Here is a 17239-nt window from a genome sequence, read left to right as displayed (position 1 = left end):
CTATTATTCTAATCTGCGGGCACCGTCGCTGATGACTACATCATATACTTTTGGGCTTCTGCCGAACTTCTTCTTGAATTCATCTTTTGCTTTTTCGATGAATGTACTGTACAATTCATCCTTTACCAGATTGATTGTACATCCACCGAATCCACCGCCCATGACACGTGAACCGGTAACTCCACAATCGAATGCAAGGTCATTCAGAAAATCGAGTTCTTCGCAGCTTACTTCATACAACTTACTCATGCCATGATGTGTTTCATACATCTTTTGGCCTACAGTTTCATAATCGCCTTTCTCCAGGGCGTCGCAAACGTCGAGTACGCGTTGAATCTCTTCGATGACATATTCTGCACGCATATAGTCTTCTGCGCTGATGTCGGCTTTGGCTTCTTCCAGCATGCCCATGGTAACGTCACGCAGGAATTCTACGTGTGGATGCTTCTTCTGAACAGCGGCAACAGCAGCTTCGCAGCTTTGACGACGTTTGTTGTATGCTGAAGATGCAAGTTCGTGTTTCACTACAGAATCTACAAGAACCAGACGATAGCCTTGCGGGTCGAATGGGAAATACTGATATTCCAGTGAACGGCAATCCAGGCGGATGAGGCTTCCTTTTTTTCCGAATACAGAAGCAAATTGGTCCATGATACCACAGTTTACGCCACAATAGTTGTGTTCTGTAGATTGTCCCACTTTTGCCAATTCAAATTTGTCTATCTTGTTGTCACCGAACAAGTCGTTCAAAGCATAGGCATAGGTACTTTCCAAAGCTGCTGACGAGGACATTCCTGCACCCAGAGGCACATCGCCTGCAAAAGCGGTATTGAAACCTTTTACATCTACACCGCGTTTCATCATTTCCCGGCACACGCCAAAGATATATCTTGCCCAGCTTGCGCGGGGTGCATCTTCTTCATTCAAGCCAAATTCCACATAATCTTTCAAGTCGATGGAATAAGCTTTTACTGTGTTTGTGCCGTTGGGCTTTATTTCTGCAATCATTCCCTTATCGATTGCTCCGGGGAATACAAAACCACCGTTATAGTCTGTATGCTCACCGATAAGGTTGATGCGACCCGGAGAAGCATAAACAGCTCCCGTTGTTCCGTCAAAGTGCTTGATGAAACGGCTTCTTACGTATTCTATATCCATGATATTTATATTTTATAAGGTGAATAAATAAATTACCTATATTTTCTTGTTAATCGACCTTGATGTCCTTATTGACATTTTTGCAGCCTACCAAACCGTAGAACAACAGATAGCCAAGGGCTGCGATGATAACCCAGTAACTCGGCATGAAACCTGCAATGTCGGCCACCAAACCTTGGATAACGGGCAAGATGCCGCCGCCGCATACCAATACCATGAACAGACCGGAAGCCGCTGCCAGATATTTACCCAATCCTTCTACGGCCAGATTAAAGATACCACCCCACATGATGGAAGTACACAGACCTACCAGTACCAGATACATTGCATTGATGGGTACTTCTGCAAATCCGAAAGAGAGACCTCCCGTAGCACTTTGTTGGAGTACCGGCAGATTGACAAGCGAACCGGTAGATGAGAAGATGGCAAGGAATACCAAAAGTAAGCCTAATGCGGAAGTAAAGGTAAGCATTGCCTTACTGGAGATTTTTGCACCCAATGAAGCGCCGGCCAGACGTCCAATCAGCATGAGGAACCAATATGTACCTACAACAAAACCGGAAATGGTGGAAGAAATGCCTGCTCCTCCCTTTTCAATCGGATCGGTCAAGAACAAGTTCAGAGTACCCGGTACACCAACTTCGACACCTACATATACAAAGATCGCTATAGCTCCCAAAATGAAGTGGCGGAATTTTAAAGCGCCTGACATCAACTTACCGATAGGTTCTGTTGAAGTTGCAGCATTGGGTTCCGGTATGGGCACAATCAAAAGAACGAAGAACGCGATGGCAAATACAGCCATTGCTGTGTACATTACAGGGAATATCTGAGAGATAGTAGCTTTTTCAATGGAACCGGCAATCAGGATACCTACGAACATCGGAGTAATGGTGGCCATTACGGAGTTGAAAGAACCACCCACTTGGATAAGCTGGTTTCCTTTGTTACCTTCGCCGCCGAGCTTGTTCAGCATCGGGTTGACTACCGTATTAAGCAAACACATGGAGAAACCGGCGATGAAAGCGCCAATCAAATATACGGCAAAAGCCATATCAGGGCTTGAATGACCTGATAAATATTGGATACCTACACCGATAAAGCCTACAGCTACTGCTATCAATGCCGTTTTTTTATACCCTACCCGTTGTAGTAAGATGCCGCTTGGTATTCCCATCACTGCATATGCAATAAAGTTACCAAAGTTACCCAACATCCCTAAAGCGTTGGATACTGAAAACTGATTTTTCAGTACGATTCCCATAGGGGCAGCAAGGTTGGTAACAAATGAAATCATACCAAAAAGGAAGATCATCGTGATAATTGCGATGAGTTTACCATTCTGTTTTTGTTGTGTCATGGTTTTGTAAAATTAATAAGTTTATAAATTGGATTAGTTATTTCATTCTTGTACACCAAACTTGTAGATTGTCACTTGCTGGTACTCATCACCCGGTAGCAATACTGCCGACGGAAAATGGGACTTGTTGGGCGTATCGGGAAAACACTGGGCCTCAAAGCAGACTGCACTTCTTGCAGGGAAAGTGGCTCCATGGGCACCTTCAAAGCCCCCGAGCCAGTTTCCTGTGTAGAGCTGGACGCCATTTTCAGTGGTATATACTTCCATCGTTCGCCCGCTGTTGGGCTCTATGCAGGTGGCTGCAAGGCTCAGCTCTCCACTTTCAGTCTTGTTCAGTACATAGCAATGGTCATATCCTGCGCCATTCACAATTTGTGTATGTTTCTCATCAATTCGTTCACCAAGAGTATGGGGAGTACGGAAATCCATAGGAGTACCTTCTACCTTCAATATCTCTCCGGTAGGAATGGATACTTCATCGATGGGTACATAAAAATCTGCGTTGATGGTAACGATATTGTTTAAGACTGTAGGGGAGGGATTGGCTATACCGGCAAGATTGAAGAAACCGTGATTGGTCAGATTGACGATGGTGGCTTTATCGGTAGTAGCCCGGTATTCGATGACCAGAGCATTGGTCTCATCCTCCAGGCGATAAGTCATTTCTACTTCGAGATTTCCGGGGAAGCCCTCTTCGCCGTCAGCGGATGTGTAGTTGAAGATGACTGTTGATGGCTCTGGCTGGACAGCATCCCATACACGGGTATGAAAACCAGTCGGACCACCATGCAGTGAGTTGGGACCATTGTTGATTGCCAATTGGTGCTCTTCGCCGTATAAAGTAAACTTTCCTTTAGCTATCCGGTTACCGTAGCGTCCGATGGTAGTGTTTAGAAAAGGTTCCGGGCTGTTGATTACATGTTCAATACTGTCGTGTCCTAATACAACATTGGCATATTTGCCATTTTTGTCGGGTACCATGATGGAAAGTATTGCACAGCCGTAATTAGTAACTGCAACTTCCATTCCCTGGGCATTCTTCAGGATAAACAAATCTGTCTTTTTGTTATTTATATCCTTTTGAAAGTCTTTTTGGTTCAAACCGGACAAATTACTTTCTGTTGGAGTAGTGTTTATCATATTCATGGTATTAATTAAATTTCTTGCAAATAAAAAGAAATTCTTTTGTTCCCCCAAGTAATTGGAAGGAAATGTGGAGAACATTTTAGGAAAGTTTAGCGTTTAACAAATGGAATACAAATTGATATTTTTTGTATGTTTGCCCCCGGAATCTAAAAAAATCACATCATTAACAGAAAGTTCTAATAAAAACAACGAATGTATCCTCTAAAATTTGAGCCTATTCTGAAGCAGACGCTTTGGGGAGGCGACAAGATTATTCCATTCAAACATTTGAATGATACCCTTGCCAATGTAGGCGAGAGTTGGGAAGTGTCGGCAGTAGAAGGCAGTGAGTCTATAGTGGCCAATGGTGCAGACAAAGGATTGACGCTGCCGGATATGGTCAGAAAATATAAGGAAGACCTGGTAGGAGAAGCCAACTATGCACGTTTCGGAAATAAGTTTCCTTTATTGATAAAGTTTATTGATGCCAAGTTGGACTTGTCGATTCAGGTACACCCGGGTGACGAGTTGGCTAAGAAACGTCATAACAGTTTTGGTAAAAATGAAATGTGGTATGTTATTGCTGCTGACCAGGGTGCCAAGCTGATTTCCGGTTTTGCAGAGCAGATTACTCCGAAAGAATATAAGGAACGAGTGTATAATGGTACGTTTGCGGATGTTCTGCAGACTTGCGCCATTAAACCGGGCGATGTGTTTTATGTGCCTGCAGGTCGGGTACATGGAATCGGTGCGGGAGCTTTTGTAGCAGAAATACAGCAAACGTCGGATATCACTTACCGTATTTTTGATTACAATCGTAAGGATAAGGATGGTAAATCAAGAGAACTGCATACAAGCCAGGCCATTGATGCCATTAATTTTGCAGATGTGCAGGACGATTTTCGTACGGAGTACGAGCAGGTGCAGAATGAACCGGTAGAAATGGTGGCAAGCCCGTATTTCACGACTTCCATCTATGACATGACGGAAGAAATCACTTGTGACTATTCTGAACTGGATTCTTTTGTTATTTTTATTTGTGTGGAGGGTTCTTGCCGTATTATTGATAATGAGAAGAATGAAGTTTCCGTACAAGCGGGCGAAACAATCCTGCTGCCAGCTGCAACCCAAGAAGTGACGATTGTGCCTGAAGGAGCAGTGAAGTTGCTTGAGACGTACGTATAAAAGTGCTCAGACTATATCGGATAAAAAAGAGGGGATGACTGTTATGGCCATCCCCTCTTTTTTTATCCGATATTCTATCTCTTTCTTCCAAATATTTTTCTGAATTTCTTCATTACCTTTACCCCCAATACTATACCGTCAAAAACAGCCATACCCGTGTTGAATGCTCTCATCATGGCATTTGCCTTGTTGGTAGCTGGTTCCAGCGGAGCAAAAATTTCTTGTGTAAGCCCAGTCATGATTTCTTTCTGGAGTCGTATTTCTTGTAGCAGCATGGCTTTTTTCTGGGCGATGCTTTCTAAAGTGACGGGAGTCGTATTGGTCGTATTATCCATGAATATTTCGAATTAATTGTCTAAGAATAATTCTGCGATAAGTTTTACTGTCGGATCAATAATGAGCTTTTTGCGGAATAGGACAAGCAGAACGATGAGTAGGATATGGAAGCACGTGATAAGTGCAAAACTCATCATTAGCCCGCCTACCAGCGGAGCTAAGATATAGACCAGCGTAAACGACAGATGAAACAGAACCACTACGCCGAGTATGACGACCAATAGCACCAATAAAAGTGTAGAAAGCAGTTTGGATAGTTTTTCGGTGACTTCCAGTTTGGTATATTCTTTTTGCAGCTCCAGGTATTTCTTGAATTCAATGAAGAGCTGCTGCATATTTTCTATACTTTTGTCGTCTGCAAACATAGTGGTTCTGTTTTTTACCTTATTCCGTTACCTCACCTTTGATTTCCGCAGCAATTTCATCTACCAAGTCTTCCATTTCGCTTCGGTTCAGACGAATCCCTTTCTTACGGAGAATTTCTGCGATTTTGTTACGGGTGTCTTCTCCTTTTTCAGGAGCAAATAAGATACCGAGGGCTGCACCTACTGCGGCGCCACCCAGGAAAGCTGCTAAAACATTTAATCCTTTCATAATGATATTCCTTTCTTTTTGAGGTTCGTACGACAAAACTAACAAATTTTTTTGAAACTTTGTTCGGAATATCAGTTTTTTTATGATTGTCCTTATCTTCCAACTCCTTTTTGGGTGTTGTTTTGCGAGGTTTGCTTTTTTCTTCTCCAAAAGTCTCCATTCGTACGGCTCCCGCGATAGATTTTGTTTTCCTTGGTTTTGGCCTTAATTTCTTCAGTCTTGATTTTCTGTGCTTTTAAACCATCGGCGGTGACAAAAGGGTGTTCTTTTATTACTGGGATACTTTTCCCTATCAATTTTTGGATATCTTTCAGGTAAGGCAGTTCTTCCGATTCGCAAAAGGAGAGGGCAATACCGTCGTGGCCGGCACGTCCGGTTCGTCCGATACGGTGCACGTATGTTTCCGGAATGTTGGGCAACTCATAGTTGATGACGTGTGATAGTTGGTCCACGTCGATACCTCGTGCTGCAATATCGGTTGCTATCAGTACACGCAGTTCATGGTTCTTAAAGCCGGTCAGTGCTCGCTGTCGGGCATTCTGCGACTTGTTTCCATGTATGGCTTCGGCTCTTATTCCGGACTTACTAAGGGTACGTGCAAGTTTGTCTGCTCCATATTTAGTTCTGGTGAAGATAAGTACGGACTTGATAGCCGGATTCTTCAGCAGATGAATCAGTAAGTCTTTTTTCTCTTTTTTCTCAACGAAATAGACTGATTGGGAGATTGTGTCAACCGTAGACGATGCAGGGGTGACTTCCACTTTCTCGGGGTGCGTCAGCATGGAGTTTGCCAAGGTCTCTATTTCTGGAGGCATTGTGGCCGAGAAGAAGAGAGTCTGCCGTTTTGCTGGCAACAACTTTAATATGCGTCGGATATCATGTATGAATCCCATGTCTAGCATCCGGTCCGCTTCGTCCAATACGAAGAACTCGAGCGCTTTTAGGTTAATGAAACCTTGGTTGACCAGGTCTTGCAGTCGTCCGGGAGTTGCAATCAGTATTTGTACTCCACGTTTCAGTTCGTCTGTCTGTGGCTTTTGTCCTACACCGCCGAAGATGACGGCATGTCTCAATCCGGTATACTTACCATATGCACTGAAGCATTCTCCTATCTGTATGGCCAACTCGCGGGTCGGCGTCAGAATGAGTGCTTTGATACTTTTGCGGTTATCCGTTTTATATAACTTTTGCAAGATAGGGATGGAAAATGCGGCGGTTTTGCCTGTTCCGGTTTGAGCACATCCTAATAAGTCTTTTCCTTGAAGTAATATAGGGATCGATTTTTCCTGGATTGGGGTAGGGGTGGAATACCCCTCTTCTTGAAGAGCCTTCAATATAGGTTCTATCAAATTCAAATTTTCAAATGTCATGTAATCAATTAAGTGAGCCTCATGCTCTGTTTATATTTGGCAAATATACGTCAAGTCTTCCGGGAAATCTCTTTTTATGGAGGGGTTTAATTATATTTAACTAAGGATGCTGAGGTATAATCGCATGTTATGGTGTACTTTTGTTCCATATTTAGATAGTGGCATGGAAAAATGATGAAATTGCATTTAAAATATCTTTGGATTGTATTGGTGGCTTGTACTTTGACCGCTTGCATGAATGGTGGGGGTGACTTGGCCGGTAAGTGGCAGTTGCGTCAGTATCAATATGCCGACGGTACATCAGAGAAGGTGGACAGTGTATTCTATAATTTTCAAAAAGGAAGTTTTTCTGCCATATGTTTGTTGAAATATGGAGGGGTGACTACGTTTTTTGGAAATTATTCTTTGAAAGGTGCTGAAATTTCCATTATTTTGTTGCCTGAAAGTGTTAACTATAAAAACTATGATACTTATTTCGGGTGGCCGGAAGGAAAACGTACCTTTAAAGTAGAAGATTTGTCCTACTCTTCATTGCGTTTGGAATATGAGGGCACGAAATCTATTTTTCGAAAATTTTGAGATAAAGAATAAGAATAGACGATTTTACTAATAAAAACAATAGAAAAGATGAAAAAATTAGCCGTATTGGGAATGGGAGTATGCATAGCTCTGGCATTCTCTTCTTGTAAATCAAGTGAAAGTGCTTATAAGAAAGCATATGAAAAGGCAAAACAGCAGGAATTGGCCGAGCCGCAAACAACTGCCCCTGCTGAAGAGGTGGCTCCAGTGGTTACCGCTCCAGTAGAAGTAAAGGTGGTGGAAAGTGCACCTGCCGGCATGCGTCAGGAAAAGGTGACTGTGGTATCAGGTGGTACCAGCTTGAAAACCTTTAGTGTAGTTTGCGGAGCTTATAGCGTGAAAGCTAATGCGGAAGGTGTGAAGCAGGCATTGGTGAATGAAGGCTATACTGCAATGGTAGTTCATAATGCAGAAAGAAATCTGTATCGTGTAGTTATCGGTACATTCGATGACAGAGCATCCGCCGAGAATCTGCGCGACTCTTTCAAAGCTAAACATCCTTCGAATGATGACTTCCAGAAGGCATGGTTGCTGTATAGCGTCAATTAATAGAATTCTTTTTGGTAATTCATAACAGAAAGGAATGTATGTTTCCTTTCAAGATGAGGCAGTAACTGCGAAGTTACTGCCTTTTTCATGATATGCCGAAAGAATGTGAAGGCTGGCGCTGTCGCGTGTTTGGTTTGGCAAAACAAAGTGTTTCCTTTAACAGAACAGTTTGTTTCATTAAAGAGAACACTTTGTTTCTCTTAACAGAACATCTCGTTCTATCGCATAAAAACAAAATGTTTTTATATACTGAAACAACTTGTTTTTAAAGGTTGAAACAAAGTGTTCAGTACTGTGAACTAACGGACTAATTGAGAAAAGACCCAGATAAACTCATGTTGTCACAGTCTCTTTAGTTCCTCTTCCTTCGTGAATATTTCACTCTATTTCTCTGCTCCGGATTGATTTTCTTGATTGTGAAAAGTGCTTATAATATTCTCTCTTTCGTTTAAAAGAAGTTATAAAACAAGAGGTGGAAACTTTTAGACCTGAAAAAGTTTTTAATTTTGTGCCTTATCTTTGAGAAGAATATAGTATGGAACGACGATATATACTGAATGCGATTGATGCCGCTTTGCAGGCTGGCGAGAAAATTCTTTCCATTTACGATGATCCGGCATCGGATTTTCAGGTAGAAAAAAAAGCGGATAATTCTCCTCTTACTATTGCCGACCGTAAGGCTCATGAAACTATCTGCCGTTTTTTGGCTGATACACCTTTCCCTCTGCTAAGCGAGGAAGGCAAACATTTGCCTTTTTCGGAACGACGGAGTTGGGAAACTTTATGGATTGTAGACCCTTTGGACGGTACGAAGGAGTTCATCAAGAGGAACGGTGAGTTCACAGTGAATATAGCTTTGGTGCATCACTCAGTACCGGTAATGGGAGTCATTTATGTGCCGGTAAAAAAGGAGCTCTATTTTGGAGTGCATGATTCGGGTGCTTATAAGCTATCCGGTATTACTGCACGTGATGGAATGTCGTGGGATGAACTGCTTGCGAAAGCTGTCCGGCTGCCGGAAACAAGCGTGCACGAACGGTTTGTAATTGTGGCTTCCCGTTCGCATCTGACGCCCGAGACAGAAGATTATATCGAGAAAATGAAATGCAGCCATGCGGAAGTTGAGCTTATATCAAGTGGAAGTTCCATCAAGATTTGTCTGGTAGCTGAAGGCAAGGCTGATGTATATCCTCGTTTTGCCCCTACGATGGAATGGGATACGGCGGCTGGGCATGCTATTGCACATGCTGCCGGAATGGAAATTTATCAGGCGGGGAAGGAAGAACCTTTGCAATATAATAAGGAGGATTTGCTGAATCCGTGGTTTATCGTAGAACCCAAGCATACCGAAATAAAATAACGACTTTATGACATTTGAGATATTGTTTGTGCTGCTGGCATTGTTGGGCATGGTGATTGCCTTGGTTCTGGATAAAATGCGTCCGGGCATGGTGCTCTTTTCTGTCGTAGTATTGTTCTTGTGTGCAGGTATCCTCACTCCTAAGGAGATGCTGGAAGGGTTCAGTAATAAGGGGATGATTACTGTTGCCATGCTGTTTTTGGTCAGTGAAGGCATCAGGCAGTCGGGTGCTTTGGGGCAAGTAATCAAGAAGCTGCTTCCCCAAGGTAAGACTACGGTCTTTAAAGCGCAGTTCCGTATGTTGCCCACCATTGCTTTTATTTCAGCTTTTCTAAACAATACTCCGGTGGTTGTTATCTTTGCTCCCATTATCAAGCGTTGGGCCGAATCTGTAAAATTGCCTGCTACCAAGTTCCTTATACCCCTTTCTTATGTGACGATACTTGGCGGAATCTGCACCCTGATAGGGACGTCGACCAATCTGGTGGTGCATGGTATGATATTGGAAGCCGGATATGAAGGCTTTACTATGTTCGAGTTGGGTAAAGTGGGCATTTTCGTCGCGATTGCAGGCATCCTTTATCTGTTCGCTTTTTCCTCAAGGCTTTTGCCGGATGTTCGTACGGATGCGGTAAAGCTGGAGGAGGAGCCGGAGGAGCATGGAGATTTGCATCGGGTGGAAGCTGTACTCGGCGCCCGTTTTCCCGGTATCAACAAGAAACTCGGGGATTTTAATTTCAAGCGGCATTATGGGGCTGAGGTAAAAGAGATCAAGCGTAGCGGTCAGAGCATTGTCGGAAATCTGGAAAATGAATATCTCCGCGAAGGGGATACGCTGGTGGTGATGGCTGATGACTCTTTTGTAAAGACCTGGGGGGAATCTTCGGTGTTCGTGTTGCTGGCCAATGGCAAGGATACGGAACCGGTGCCCGGAAAGGGAAAGCGCTGGTTTGCCTTGGCTTTGCTGATATTGATGATAGTGGGTGCAACGGTTGGTGAACTTCCGGTTGTCAAGGAAGCTTTTCCGGAAATCAAGTTGGATATGTTTTTCTTCGTTTCCATTACTACTATCATTATGGCCTGGACAAAGATATTTCCGGCCCGCAAGTATACCAAATATATATCTTGGGATATTCTGATAACGATTGCTTGTGCTTTTGCTATCAGCAAGGCGATGGTGAATTCCGGAGTGGCAGATGCTGTGGCGCGTTTCATTATAGGCATGAGCCATCATTATGGCCCCCACGTGTTGCTGGCTGCTGTGTTTATCATAACGAACTTGTTTACAGAACTGATTACGAACAATGCGGCCGCGGCACTCGCTTTCCCGTTGGCACTTTCCATCTCTTCACAGATGGGAGTCAGTCCGATGCCTTTCTTCGTTGTAATTTGTATGGCGGCTTCTGCCAGCTTCTCCACTCCTATAGGGTATCAGACTAATTTGATTGTACAAGGTATCGGTAACTATAAGTTCACGGATTTTGTACGCATCGGGTTACCTTTGAATATCATTACTTTCCTGATATCCATTTTCTTGATTCCTTTAATTTGGCCATTTTAAAAAAAGAAGAAATAATAACATATGGAAGAAAACAACCACATATATCCGATATTTGACAAAATGCTGATGCGGAAAGACAAAGAAGACTTGTTGAAGCAGCACAGCGTGATGGTTTGGTTTACCGGCTTGAGCGGCTCCGGCAAAAGTACGATAGCCATTGCCTTGGAGCGCGAACTTCATAAAAGAGGATTGCTTTGCCGTATCCTGGATGGTGACAACATCCGCAGTGGCATCAACAATAACCTCGGTTTTACGGAGGCCGACCGTGTGGAGAATATCCGGCGTATAGCCGAAGTTTCCAAACTCTTTCTTGATACGGGTGTTATAACAATCGCGGCTTTTATCAGTCCTAATAACGATATTCGTGAAATGGCGGCTGATATTATCGGACAAGACGATTTTCTGGAAGTTTATGTCAGTACCCCGCTTGAAGAGTGTGAACGCCGTGACGTGAAGGGACTTTATGCCAAGGCACGTAAGGGAGAAATCAAGAATTTTACAGGTATTTCCGCGCCTTTTGAGGAACCGGCTCATCCGGCTTTGACGTTGGACACCTCTGTTCTCAGCCTGGAAGAATCGGTCAATAAACTGTTGGAACTCATTTTACCAAGAATTCAGAAGAAATAAGATATAATGAAAGAAGAATATAAATTGAGCCATTTGAAGGAACTCGAAGCAGAGTCCATTCATATTATCCGTGAAGTGGCAGCGGAGTTTGAAAATCCGGTGATGCTGTATAGTATCGGCAAGGATTCTTCGGTTATGGTGCGCTTGGCCGAAAAGGCGTTTGCTCCCGGCAAAGTGCCGTTCCCGTTGATGCACATCGATTCCAAGTGGAAGTTTAAGGAGATGATACAGTTCCGTGACGAGTATGCCAAGAAGTATGGTTGGAACCTGATAGTGGAAAGCAATATGGAAGCTTTCAATGCAGGTGTCGGGCCTTTTACGCATGGCAGCAAGGTGCATACGGACTTGATGAAAACGCAGGCTTTGCTCCACGCATTGGATAAGTATAAGTTTGATGCGGCATTCGGTGGTGCTCGCCGCGACGAGGAGAAGTCACGTGCCAAAGAGCGTATTTTCTCTTTCCGCGACAAGTTCCATCAATGGGACCCCAAAAATCAGCGTCCCGAATTGTGGGATATTTATAATGCCCGGGTACATAAAGGAGAGAGTATCCGCGTATTTCCGTTAAGTAATTGGACGGAGCTGGACATCTGGCAATATATACGTTTGGAAAACATCCCTATTGTGCCGTTGTATTTTGCCAAGGAACGTCCTTGTGTGGAGATTGACGGAAATCTGATAATGGCGGATGACGACCGCTTGCCGGAACAGTACCGCGACCAGATAAAGATGCGTATGGTGCGTTTCCGTACGCTGGGTTGCTGGCCGTTGACCGGTGCTGTGGAAAGCGATGCCGATACCATCGAGAAGATTGTCGAGGAAATGATGACCACCACCAAGAGTGAACGGACGACCCGTGTCATTGACTTCGACCAAGACGCAAGCATGGAGCAGAAGAAGCGCGAGGGATACTTTTAAATTGACAATTGATAATTGACAATTGACAATTATGGGGAAAGGTAATCTCATAATGGATAAATCGTTTGCTTTTGCAATACGGATTGTCAGACTTTACAAGTTGCTGTGTGAGCATAGAAAGGAGCTTGTTCTTTCTAAGCAAATATTGAGAAGCGGAACAGCTGTAGGTGCTTTGATTAAGGAAAGTGAACATGCTCAGTCAAAAGCTGATTTTATCAATAAATTGAGTATTGCTCTAAAAGAAGCAAATGAAACAGAATATTGGCTGATGCTATTAAAAGAATCTGATTATCTCTCAGCGGATGAATATAATTCCATAATAGAAGATTGTAGGGAACTGTTGAGGCTCCTTATTTCGATTATAAAAAAAATGAAAGAAAATAAAGTATGAAAGATAGGTGTAAGGACGAATTGTCAATAGTCAATTGTCAATTGTCAATTTCGGAGTTTCTCCGAAAGGATGAGCAGAAAGACTTGTTGCGCTTACTGACTGCCGGTTCTGTGGATGACGGAAAATCCACATTGATAGGCCGTCTGTTGTTCGACAGCAAGAAACTATATGAGGACCAGCTGGACGCACTGGAACGCGACAGCAAGCGCATGGGAAATGCCGGCGACCACATTGACTACGCCCTTTTGCTGGACGGCTTGAAGGCGGAGCGCGAACAAGGCATCACCATCGACGTGGCATACCGCTACTTCTCGACCAACAATCGTAAGTTTATCATTGCCGACACTCCGGGACACGAGCAGTACACACGCAACATGATTACCGGGGGCTCTACAGCTAACTTGGCAATTATTCTGGTGGATGCACGTATGGGTGTCATTACGCAGACGCGCCGGCATACTTTTCTGGTGTCGTTGCTTGGCATCAAGCATGTGGTGCTTGCTGTCAATAAGATGGACCTGGTGGATTTTTCCGAAGAACGTTTTAATGAGATAGTCGATGAATACCGGAAGTTTATAGCTCCATTGGGTATTCCTGACGTAAACTGCATTCCGCTGTCAGCTTTGGATGGCGACAATGTGGTGGAGAAATCGGAACGTACTCCTTGGTATGAGGGTATTTCACTTCTTGACTTTCTGGAGACGGTACATATTGACAACGACCATAATTTGAAGGATTTTCGTTTCCCGGTTCAATACGTCTTGCGCCCCAATCTCGATTTCCGTGGTTTTTGCGGTAAGGTGGCTTCGGGTATTATTCGTAAGGGAGATGAAGTGATGGCATTGCCTTCCGGTAAGAAGTCGCATATCAAGAGTATAGTTACATACGACGGCGAATTGGATTACGCCTTTCCGCCCCAGTCCGTCACCTTGACTCTGGAGGACGAAATAGATGTGTCGAGAGGGGAAATGCTGGTACATCCGGATAACCTGCCCGTCATGGACCGCAATTTTGAAACGATGCTGGTTTGGATGGATGAAGAGCCGATGGATATCAACAAATCATTCTTCATCAAACAGACCACCAATATAAGCCGCACCCGCATCGACAGCATCAAGTATAAGGTGGATGTCAATACGATGGAGCATCTTTCCATTGACAACGGAAAGTTGAGCAAGGAAACATTGCCGATGCAGCTCAATCAAATTGCGCGTGTGGTGCTGACTACTGCCAAAGAGCTTTTCTTTGACCCTTATCGGCAGAATAAGGCTACCGGTTCGTTCATCTTGATAGACCCGATAACCAACAATACCAGTGCTGTAGGTATGATTATCGATAGGGTGGAGGATAAGGACATGCACTTAGCTGAGGACCTGCCTATACTGAATTTGCCTAAGCTGGGTATAGCTCCCGAACATTACGAAGCTATAGAAAAGGCTGTGAAAGAGCTGGAACGCCAGGGCGTGGCTGTACGGATAGAGCGCAGTACTTCTTTATAAGTATTGCAGTTCTCTCTCGGTATCACCGGAAGAAAACCATAACATATTAATATAAAGATAATAATGGGATTGTTAGAATTCAATAAGCTTCCGATAAACACCCTGGTAGGTGCGGATTGGAAAACATTCAAGGATATAACGGGCGGTCGTGACATCGGTGCTGCCTACAAAGGCAAGTATCGGCTGACAAAAGTTGTCTGCCGCCTGCTGTCCACTTTGGCTCCTCTGCAGGACAGACGCTATGAAAAGCTCCTGGCAGATAAGCCCTTGGAGCATGATCCGGTGTTCATTTTGGGACACTGGCGTAGCGGGACTACGTTTGTGCATAATGTTTTCTCCTGCGACAAGCATTTCGGCTACAACACGACATACCAGACTGTATTTCCGCATCTTATGATGTGGGGGCAGCCTTTCTTCAAGAAGAACATGAGTTGGTTGATGCCGGACAAACGTCCCACGGACAATATGGAACTTGCCGTTGACCTTCCGCAAGAAGAGGAGTTTGCTTTGGCAAATATGATGCCCTACACCTATTATAATTTCTGGTTCCTGCCCGAATATCAGCAAGAGTATGCCGATAAATACCTGCTGTTTGATGACATCACAGAGAAAGAGCTGAAAGTATTTGAGGAGACTTTCGTCAAACTGATAAAGATTTCTCTTTGGAATACGAACGGAACCCAGTTTCTTAGTAAGAATCCGCCTCATACGGGACGTGTGAAAGAGCTTGTCAAGATGTTCCCCAATGCCAAGTTTATCTATCTGATGCGTAATCCTTATACTGTTTTCGAAAGCACACGTAGTTTCTTTACTAACACCATTCAGCCGTTGAAACTGCAGGATATCAGTCATGAGGAGCTTGAGAAGAATATTTTGTCCATTTATGCCAAACTGTATCATAAGTACGAAGCGGACAAGGCATGCATTCCTGAAGGAAACTTGATAGAGGTGAAGTTTGAGGACTTCGAAGCGGATGCAATGGGAATGACTGAACATATCTACAAGGCTTTGTCCATTCCGGGCTTTGCAGAGGCGCGTGCCGATATCGAAAAGTATGTAGGCGGAAAGAAAGGATATAAGAAGAATAAATACAAGTATGATGAGCGTACAGTGCAGTTGGTTCAGGATAACTGGAATTTTGCGCTGGAACAGTGGAAGTACGATTTATAATGATTGTCAATTATCAATGAGAGAAATGATTCAAAAGAAAATTCGTATGTTGGGAGTGCTGTCTGCCATGCTTTGTTGTGGAGCCGTTTCTGCGCAGCAGCACGAGGTAGAGATGATTCCTTTTGGAAATATGGATCAATGGATTGACCGCCAAATCAAGGAATCCGGTATTATTGGCGGTGCCACGAAGAATGTGTATGCCATCGGGCCTACTGCTACTATCACTGAAAGCAAGGCGTACAAGAATATGGGAGGTTCGCCGTGGGCGACATCCAATGTGATGGCGCGGGTAGCCGGTATCACGAAAACTAATACTTCTGTTTTCCCGGAAAAGAGAGGGAATGGTTTCTGCGCCCGCATGGACACCCGTATGGAGAGTGTGAAGGTTTTTGGAATAGTAGATATCACGGTGCTGGCTGCCGGCTCTATGTTTCTGGGTGAGGTGCACGAACCTATCAAGGGGACCAAAAATCCGCAGAAAATGCTGAATTCCGGCATACCGTTCACAAAGAAACCTATCGCCATACAGTTTGATTATAAAGTAAAGATGTCCGACCGCGAGAAGCGTATCCGTGCAACGGGCTTTAGCCGTATCACAGATGTGGAAGGAAAGGACTTCCCGGAAGTGAATCTGTTTCTGCAAAAGCGTTGGGAGGATGAGAAGGGGAATATCTATGCCAAGCGCGTAGGAACGATGGTCGTAAGATATTATACTACTACCGATTGGCATAATAATGCCACTTATTCCATCATGTACGGTGATATTACCGGTGACCCTGCGTACAAGGCCCACATGATGCGTCTTCAAGTTGAAGAACGCTATGCAGTTAATAGTAAAGGAGAGAGCGTACCTATTAAGGAGGTTGCCTGGGGAACGGAAGATGATGTGCCTACTCATTTGTTGTTACAGTTTACTTCCAGCCATGGTGGTGCTTACATAGGTTCTCCCGGTAATTCGTTGTGGATTGACAATGTAAAATTGGTATATTAGAATAAAAGCAGTTAAAGTTGGATGTCATACTTTAGCTGCTTTTTTAATGGAGTCACTGAGACTTTGGGTTACTTCTTATTTCTTATTTCAGATGAATTTTGTATGTCAGCCCTCCACTGAAATATTTCATCCTCTGCATTTCCACCTGCACATGCAGATGCTTGAACAACAGATAGGTGGCTCCCAAGGCAAAGTCCTTGGAGTCATATTCCGCTATCACCCTCAGCTGCGGATGGAAGGACGGATTGTAGGTGACACCCAGTGCAAAGCCATTCAGCTTGTACTCCTTGCGGTTGTTGTAAAGGTAGGAAAGATGGACACCAATCTCCTCTTTACCCACAACGGGTATATGCTTGGAGGCGGCAATGTAGAAACGGCTGTAATATCCGTTACCTTCCGTGGTGCCGACTTGCCCCCCTCCGGAAGAAGTGAACGGGTCGGACGTCCCCAGCACGACAGCCGGCAT

At 44.1% G+C, this 17239-nt stretch carries 18 protein-coding genes and 1 pseudogene; 11 read left to right on the top strand and 8 right to left on the bottom strand.

The genetic code is table 11. The annotated features are described in order from the left end of the window. Positions 1 to 3: 3 nt before the first annotated feature. Genes galK through DWZ03_RS17800 form a run of 3 tightly spaced genes read right to left on the bottom strand, consistent with a single transcriptional unit; the run spans position 4 to position 3658 of the window. Positions 4 to 1158: a galactokinase gene (galK, locus tag DWZ03_RS17810; RefSeq protein WP_005826576.1), complete on the bottom strand. Its 1155-nt coding sequence runs from the start codon at positions 1156 to 1158 to the stop codon at positions 4 to 6. Positions 1159 to 1207: 49 nt separating this feature from the next. Then, positions 1208 to 2518, bottom strand: coding sequence for a sugar MFS transporter (locus tag DWZ03_RS17805; RefSeq protein ID WP_005826573.1), 1311 nt, complete (start codon positions 2516 to 2518; stop codon positions 1208 to 1210). A 42-nt stretch (positions 2519 to 2560) separates the two neighbouring features. Then, positions 2561 to 3658: an aldose epimerase family protein gene (locus DWZ03_RS17800; protein ID WP_034528954.1), complete on the bottom strand. Its 1098-nt coding sequence runs from the start codon at positions 3656 to 3658 to the stop codon at positions 2561 to 2563. A 198-nt stretch (positions 3659 to 3856) separates the two neighbouring features. Here DWZ03_RS17800 and DWZ03_RS17795 point away from each other — a divergent pair, with 198 nt between their 5' ends. Next, entirely contained in the window at positions 3857 to 4828 is a 972-nt protein-coding gene (locus DWZ03_RS17795; RefSeq protein WP_005836045.1) for a type I phosphomannose isomerase catalytic subunit, read from the top strand. A 74-nt stretch (positions 4829 to 4902) separates the two neighbouring features. On the opposite strand, the gene DWZ03_RS17790 is transcribed toward DWZ03_RS17795, so the two are convergent. From DWZ03_RS17790 to DWZ03_RS17775, 4 genes are all read right to left on the bottom strand, one after another. Then, a complete protein-coding gene (locus DWZ03_RS17790; protein ID WP_005826570.1) occupies positions 4903 to 5163 on the bottom strand; it encodes a hypothetical protein in 261 nt (86 codons plus the stop codon). 12 nt (positions 5164 to 5175) lie between these two features. Further along, positions 5176 to 5529, bottom strand: a complete 354-nt coding sequence (locus DWZ03_RS17785; protein ID WP_005826569.1) for a phage holin family protein — start codon at positions 5527 to 5529, stop codon at positions 5176 to 5178. Positions 5530 to 5548: 19 nt separating this feature from the next. Beyond that, a complete protein-coding gene (locus tag DWZ03_RS17780; RefSeq protein ID WP_005826568.1) occupies positions 5549 to 5758 on the bottom strand; it encodes a YtxH domain-containing protein in 210 nt (69 codons plus the stop codon). A 92-nt stretch (positions 5759 to 5850) separates the two neighbouring features. Beyond that, entirely contained in the window at positions 5851 to 7128 is a 1278-nt protein-coding gene (locus tag DWZ03_RS17775) for a DEAD/DEAH box helicase (protein ID WP_120130480.1), read from the bottom strand. A gap of 174 nt (positions 7129 to 7302) precedes the next feature. On the opposite strand from DWZ03_RS17775, the gene DWZ03_RS17770 reads away from it, so the two are divergent. The 10 genes from DWZ03_RS17770 (at position 7303) to DWZ03_RS17725 (ending at position 16773) form a co-directional block, all read left to right on the top strand. Further along, entirely contained in the window at positions 7303 to 7707 is a 405-nt protein-coding gene (locus tag DWZ03_RS17770) for a lipocalin-like domain-containing protein (RefSeq protein WP_195657627.1), read from the top strand. A 48-nt stretch (positions 7708 to 7755) separates the two neighbouring features. After that, positions 7756 to 8256: an SPOR domain-containing protein gene (locus DWZ03_RS17765; protein ID WP_117749527.1), complete on the top strand. Its 501-nt coding sequence runs from the start codon at positions 7756 to 7758 to the stop codon at positions 8254 to 8256. 535 nt (positions 8257 to 8791) lie between these two features. Beyond that, positions 8792 to 9616, top strand: coding sequence for a 3'(2'),5'-bisphosphate nucleotidase CysQ (gene cysQ, locus DWZ03_RS17760; RefSeq protein WP_117713963.1), 825 nt, complete (start codon positions 8792 to 8794; stop codon positions 9614 to 9616). Positions 9617 to 9623: 7 nt separating this feature from the next. Then, positions 9624 to 11177: an SLC13 family permease gene (locus DWZ03_RS17755; protein ID WP_120130478.1), complete on the top strand. Its 1554-nt coding sequence runs from the start codon at positions 9624 to 9626 to the stop codon at positions 11175 to 11177. A gap of 21 nt (positions 11178 to 11198) precedes the next feature. Further along, on the top strand, positions 11199 to 11804 hold the full coding sequence (gene cysC / locus DWZ03_RS17750) for an adenylyl-sulfate kinase (protein WP_005836053.1): 606 nt from the start codon (positions 11199 to 11201) through the stop codon (positions 11802 to 11804). Positions 11805 to 11810: 6 nt separating this feature from the next. Continuing rightward, the gene (cysD, locus tag DWZ03_RS17745) at positions 11811 to 12722 is read left to right on the top strand and encodes a sulfate adenylyltransferase subunit CysD (protein WP_005826557.1); all 912 of its coding nucleotides are present in this window, start codon (positions 11811 to 11813) and stop codon (positions 12720 to 12722) included. 31 nt (positions 12723 to 12753) lie between these two features. Next, the gene (locus tag DWZ03_RS17740) at positions 12754 to 13113 is read left to right on the top strand and encodes a four helix bundle protein (protein ID WP_057281831.1); all 360 of its coding nucleotides are present in this window, start codon (positions 12754 to 12756) and stop codon (positions 13111 to 13113) included. After that, positions 13110 to 14612, top strand: a complete 1503-nt coding sequence (cysN, locus tag DWZ03_RS17735) for a sulfate adenylyltransferase subunit CysN (RefSeq protein WP_120130477.1) — start codon at positions 13110 to 13112, stop codon at positions 14610 to 14612. The genes DWZ03_RS17740 and cysN overlap by 4 nt, the downstream gene beginning before the upstream one ends. Positions 14613 to 14675: 63 nt before the next feature. Further along, positions 14676 to 15782 carry a sulfotransferase family protein gene (locus DWZ03_RS17730; RefSeq protein WP_120130476.1) on the top strand — a complete coding sequence of 369 codons (1107 nt, stop codon included), beginning with the start codon at positions 14676 to 14678 and terminating at the stop codon, positions 15780 to 15782. Between the two features lie 25 nt (positions 15783 to 15807). Next, entirely contained in the window at positions 15808 to 16773 is a 966-nt protein-coding gene (locus DWZ03_RS17725; protein ID WP_120130515.1) for a PCMD domain-containing protein, read from the top strand. 82 nt (positions 16774 to 16855) lie between these two features. Here the strand turns inward: DWZ03_RS17725 and DWZ03_RS17720 are convergent. Beyond that, positions 16856 to 17239, bottom strand: a pseudogene (locus DWZ03_RS17720) (hypothetical protein); the annotation flags it as partial.

The organism is Bacteroides sp. AF29-11 (genome assembly GCF_003602895.1).
GTDB lineage: Bacteria > Bacteroidota > Bacteroidia > Bacteroidales > Bacteroidaceae > Bacteroides > Bacteroides uniformis.
The sequence above is the reverse complement of the archived record's forward strand: the minus strand, read 5'-3'. Positions and strand labels throughout refer to the sequence as shown.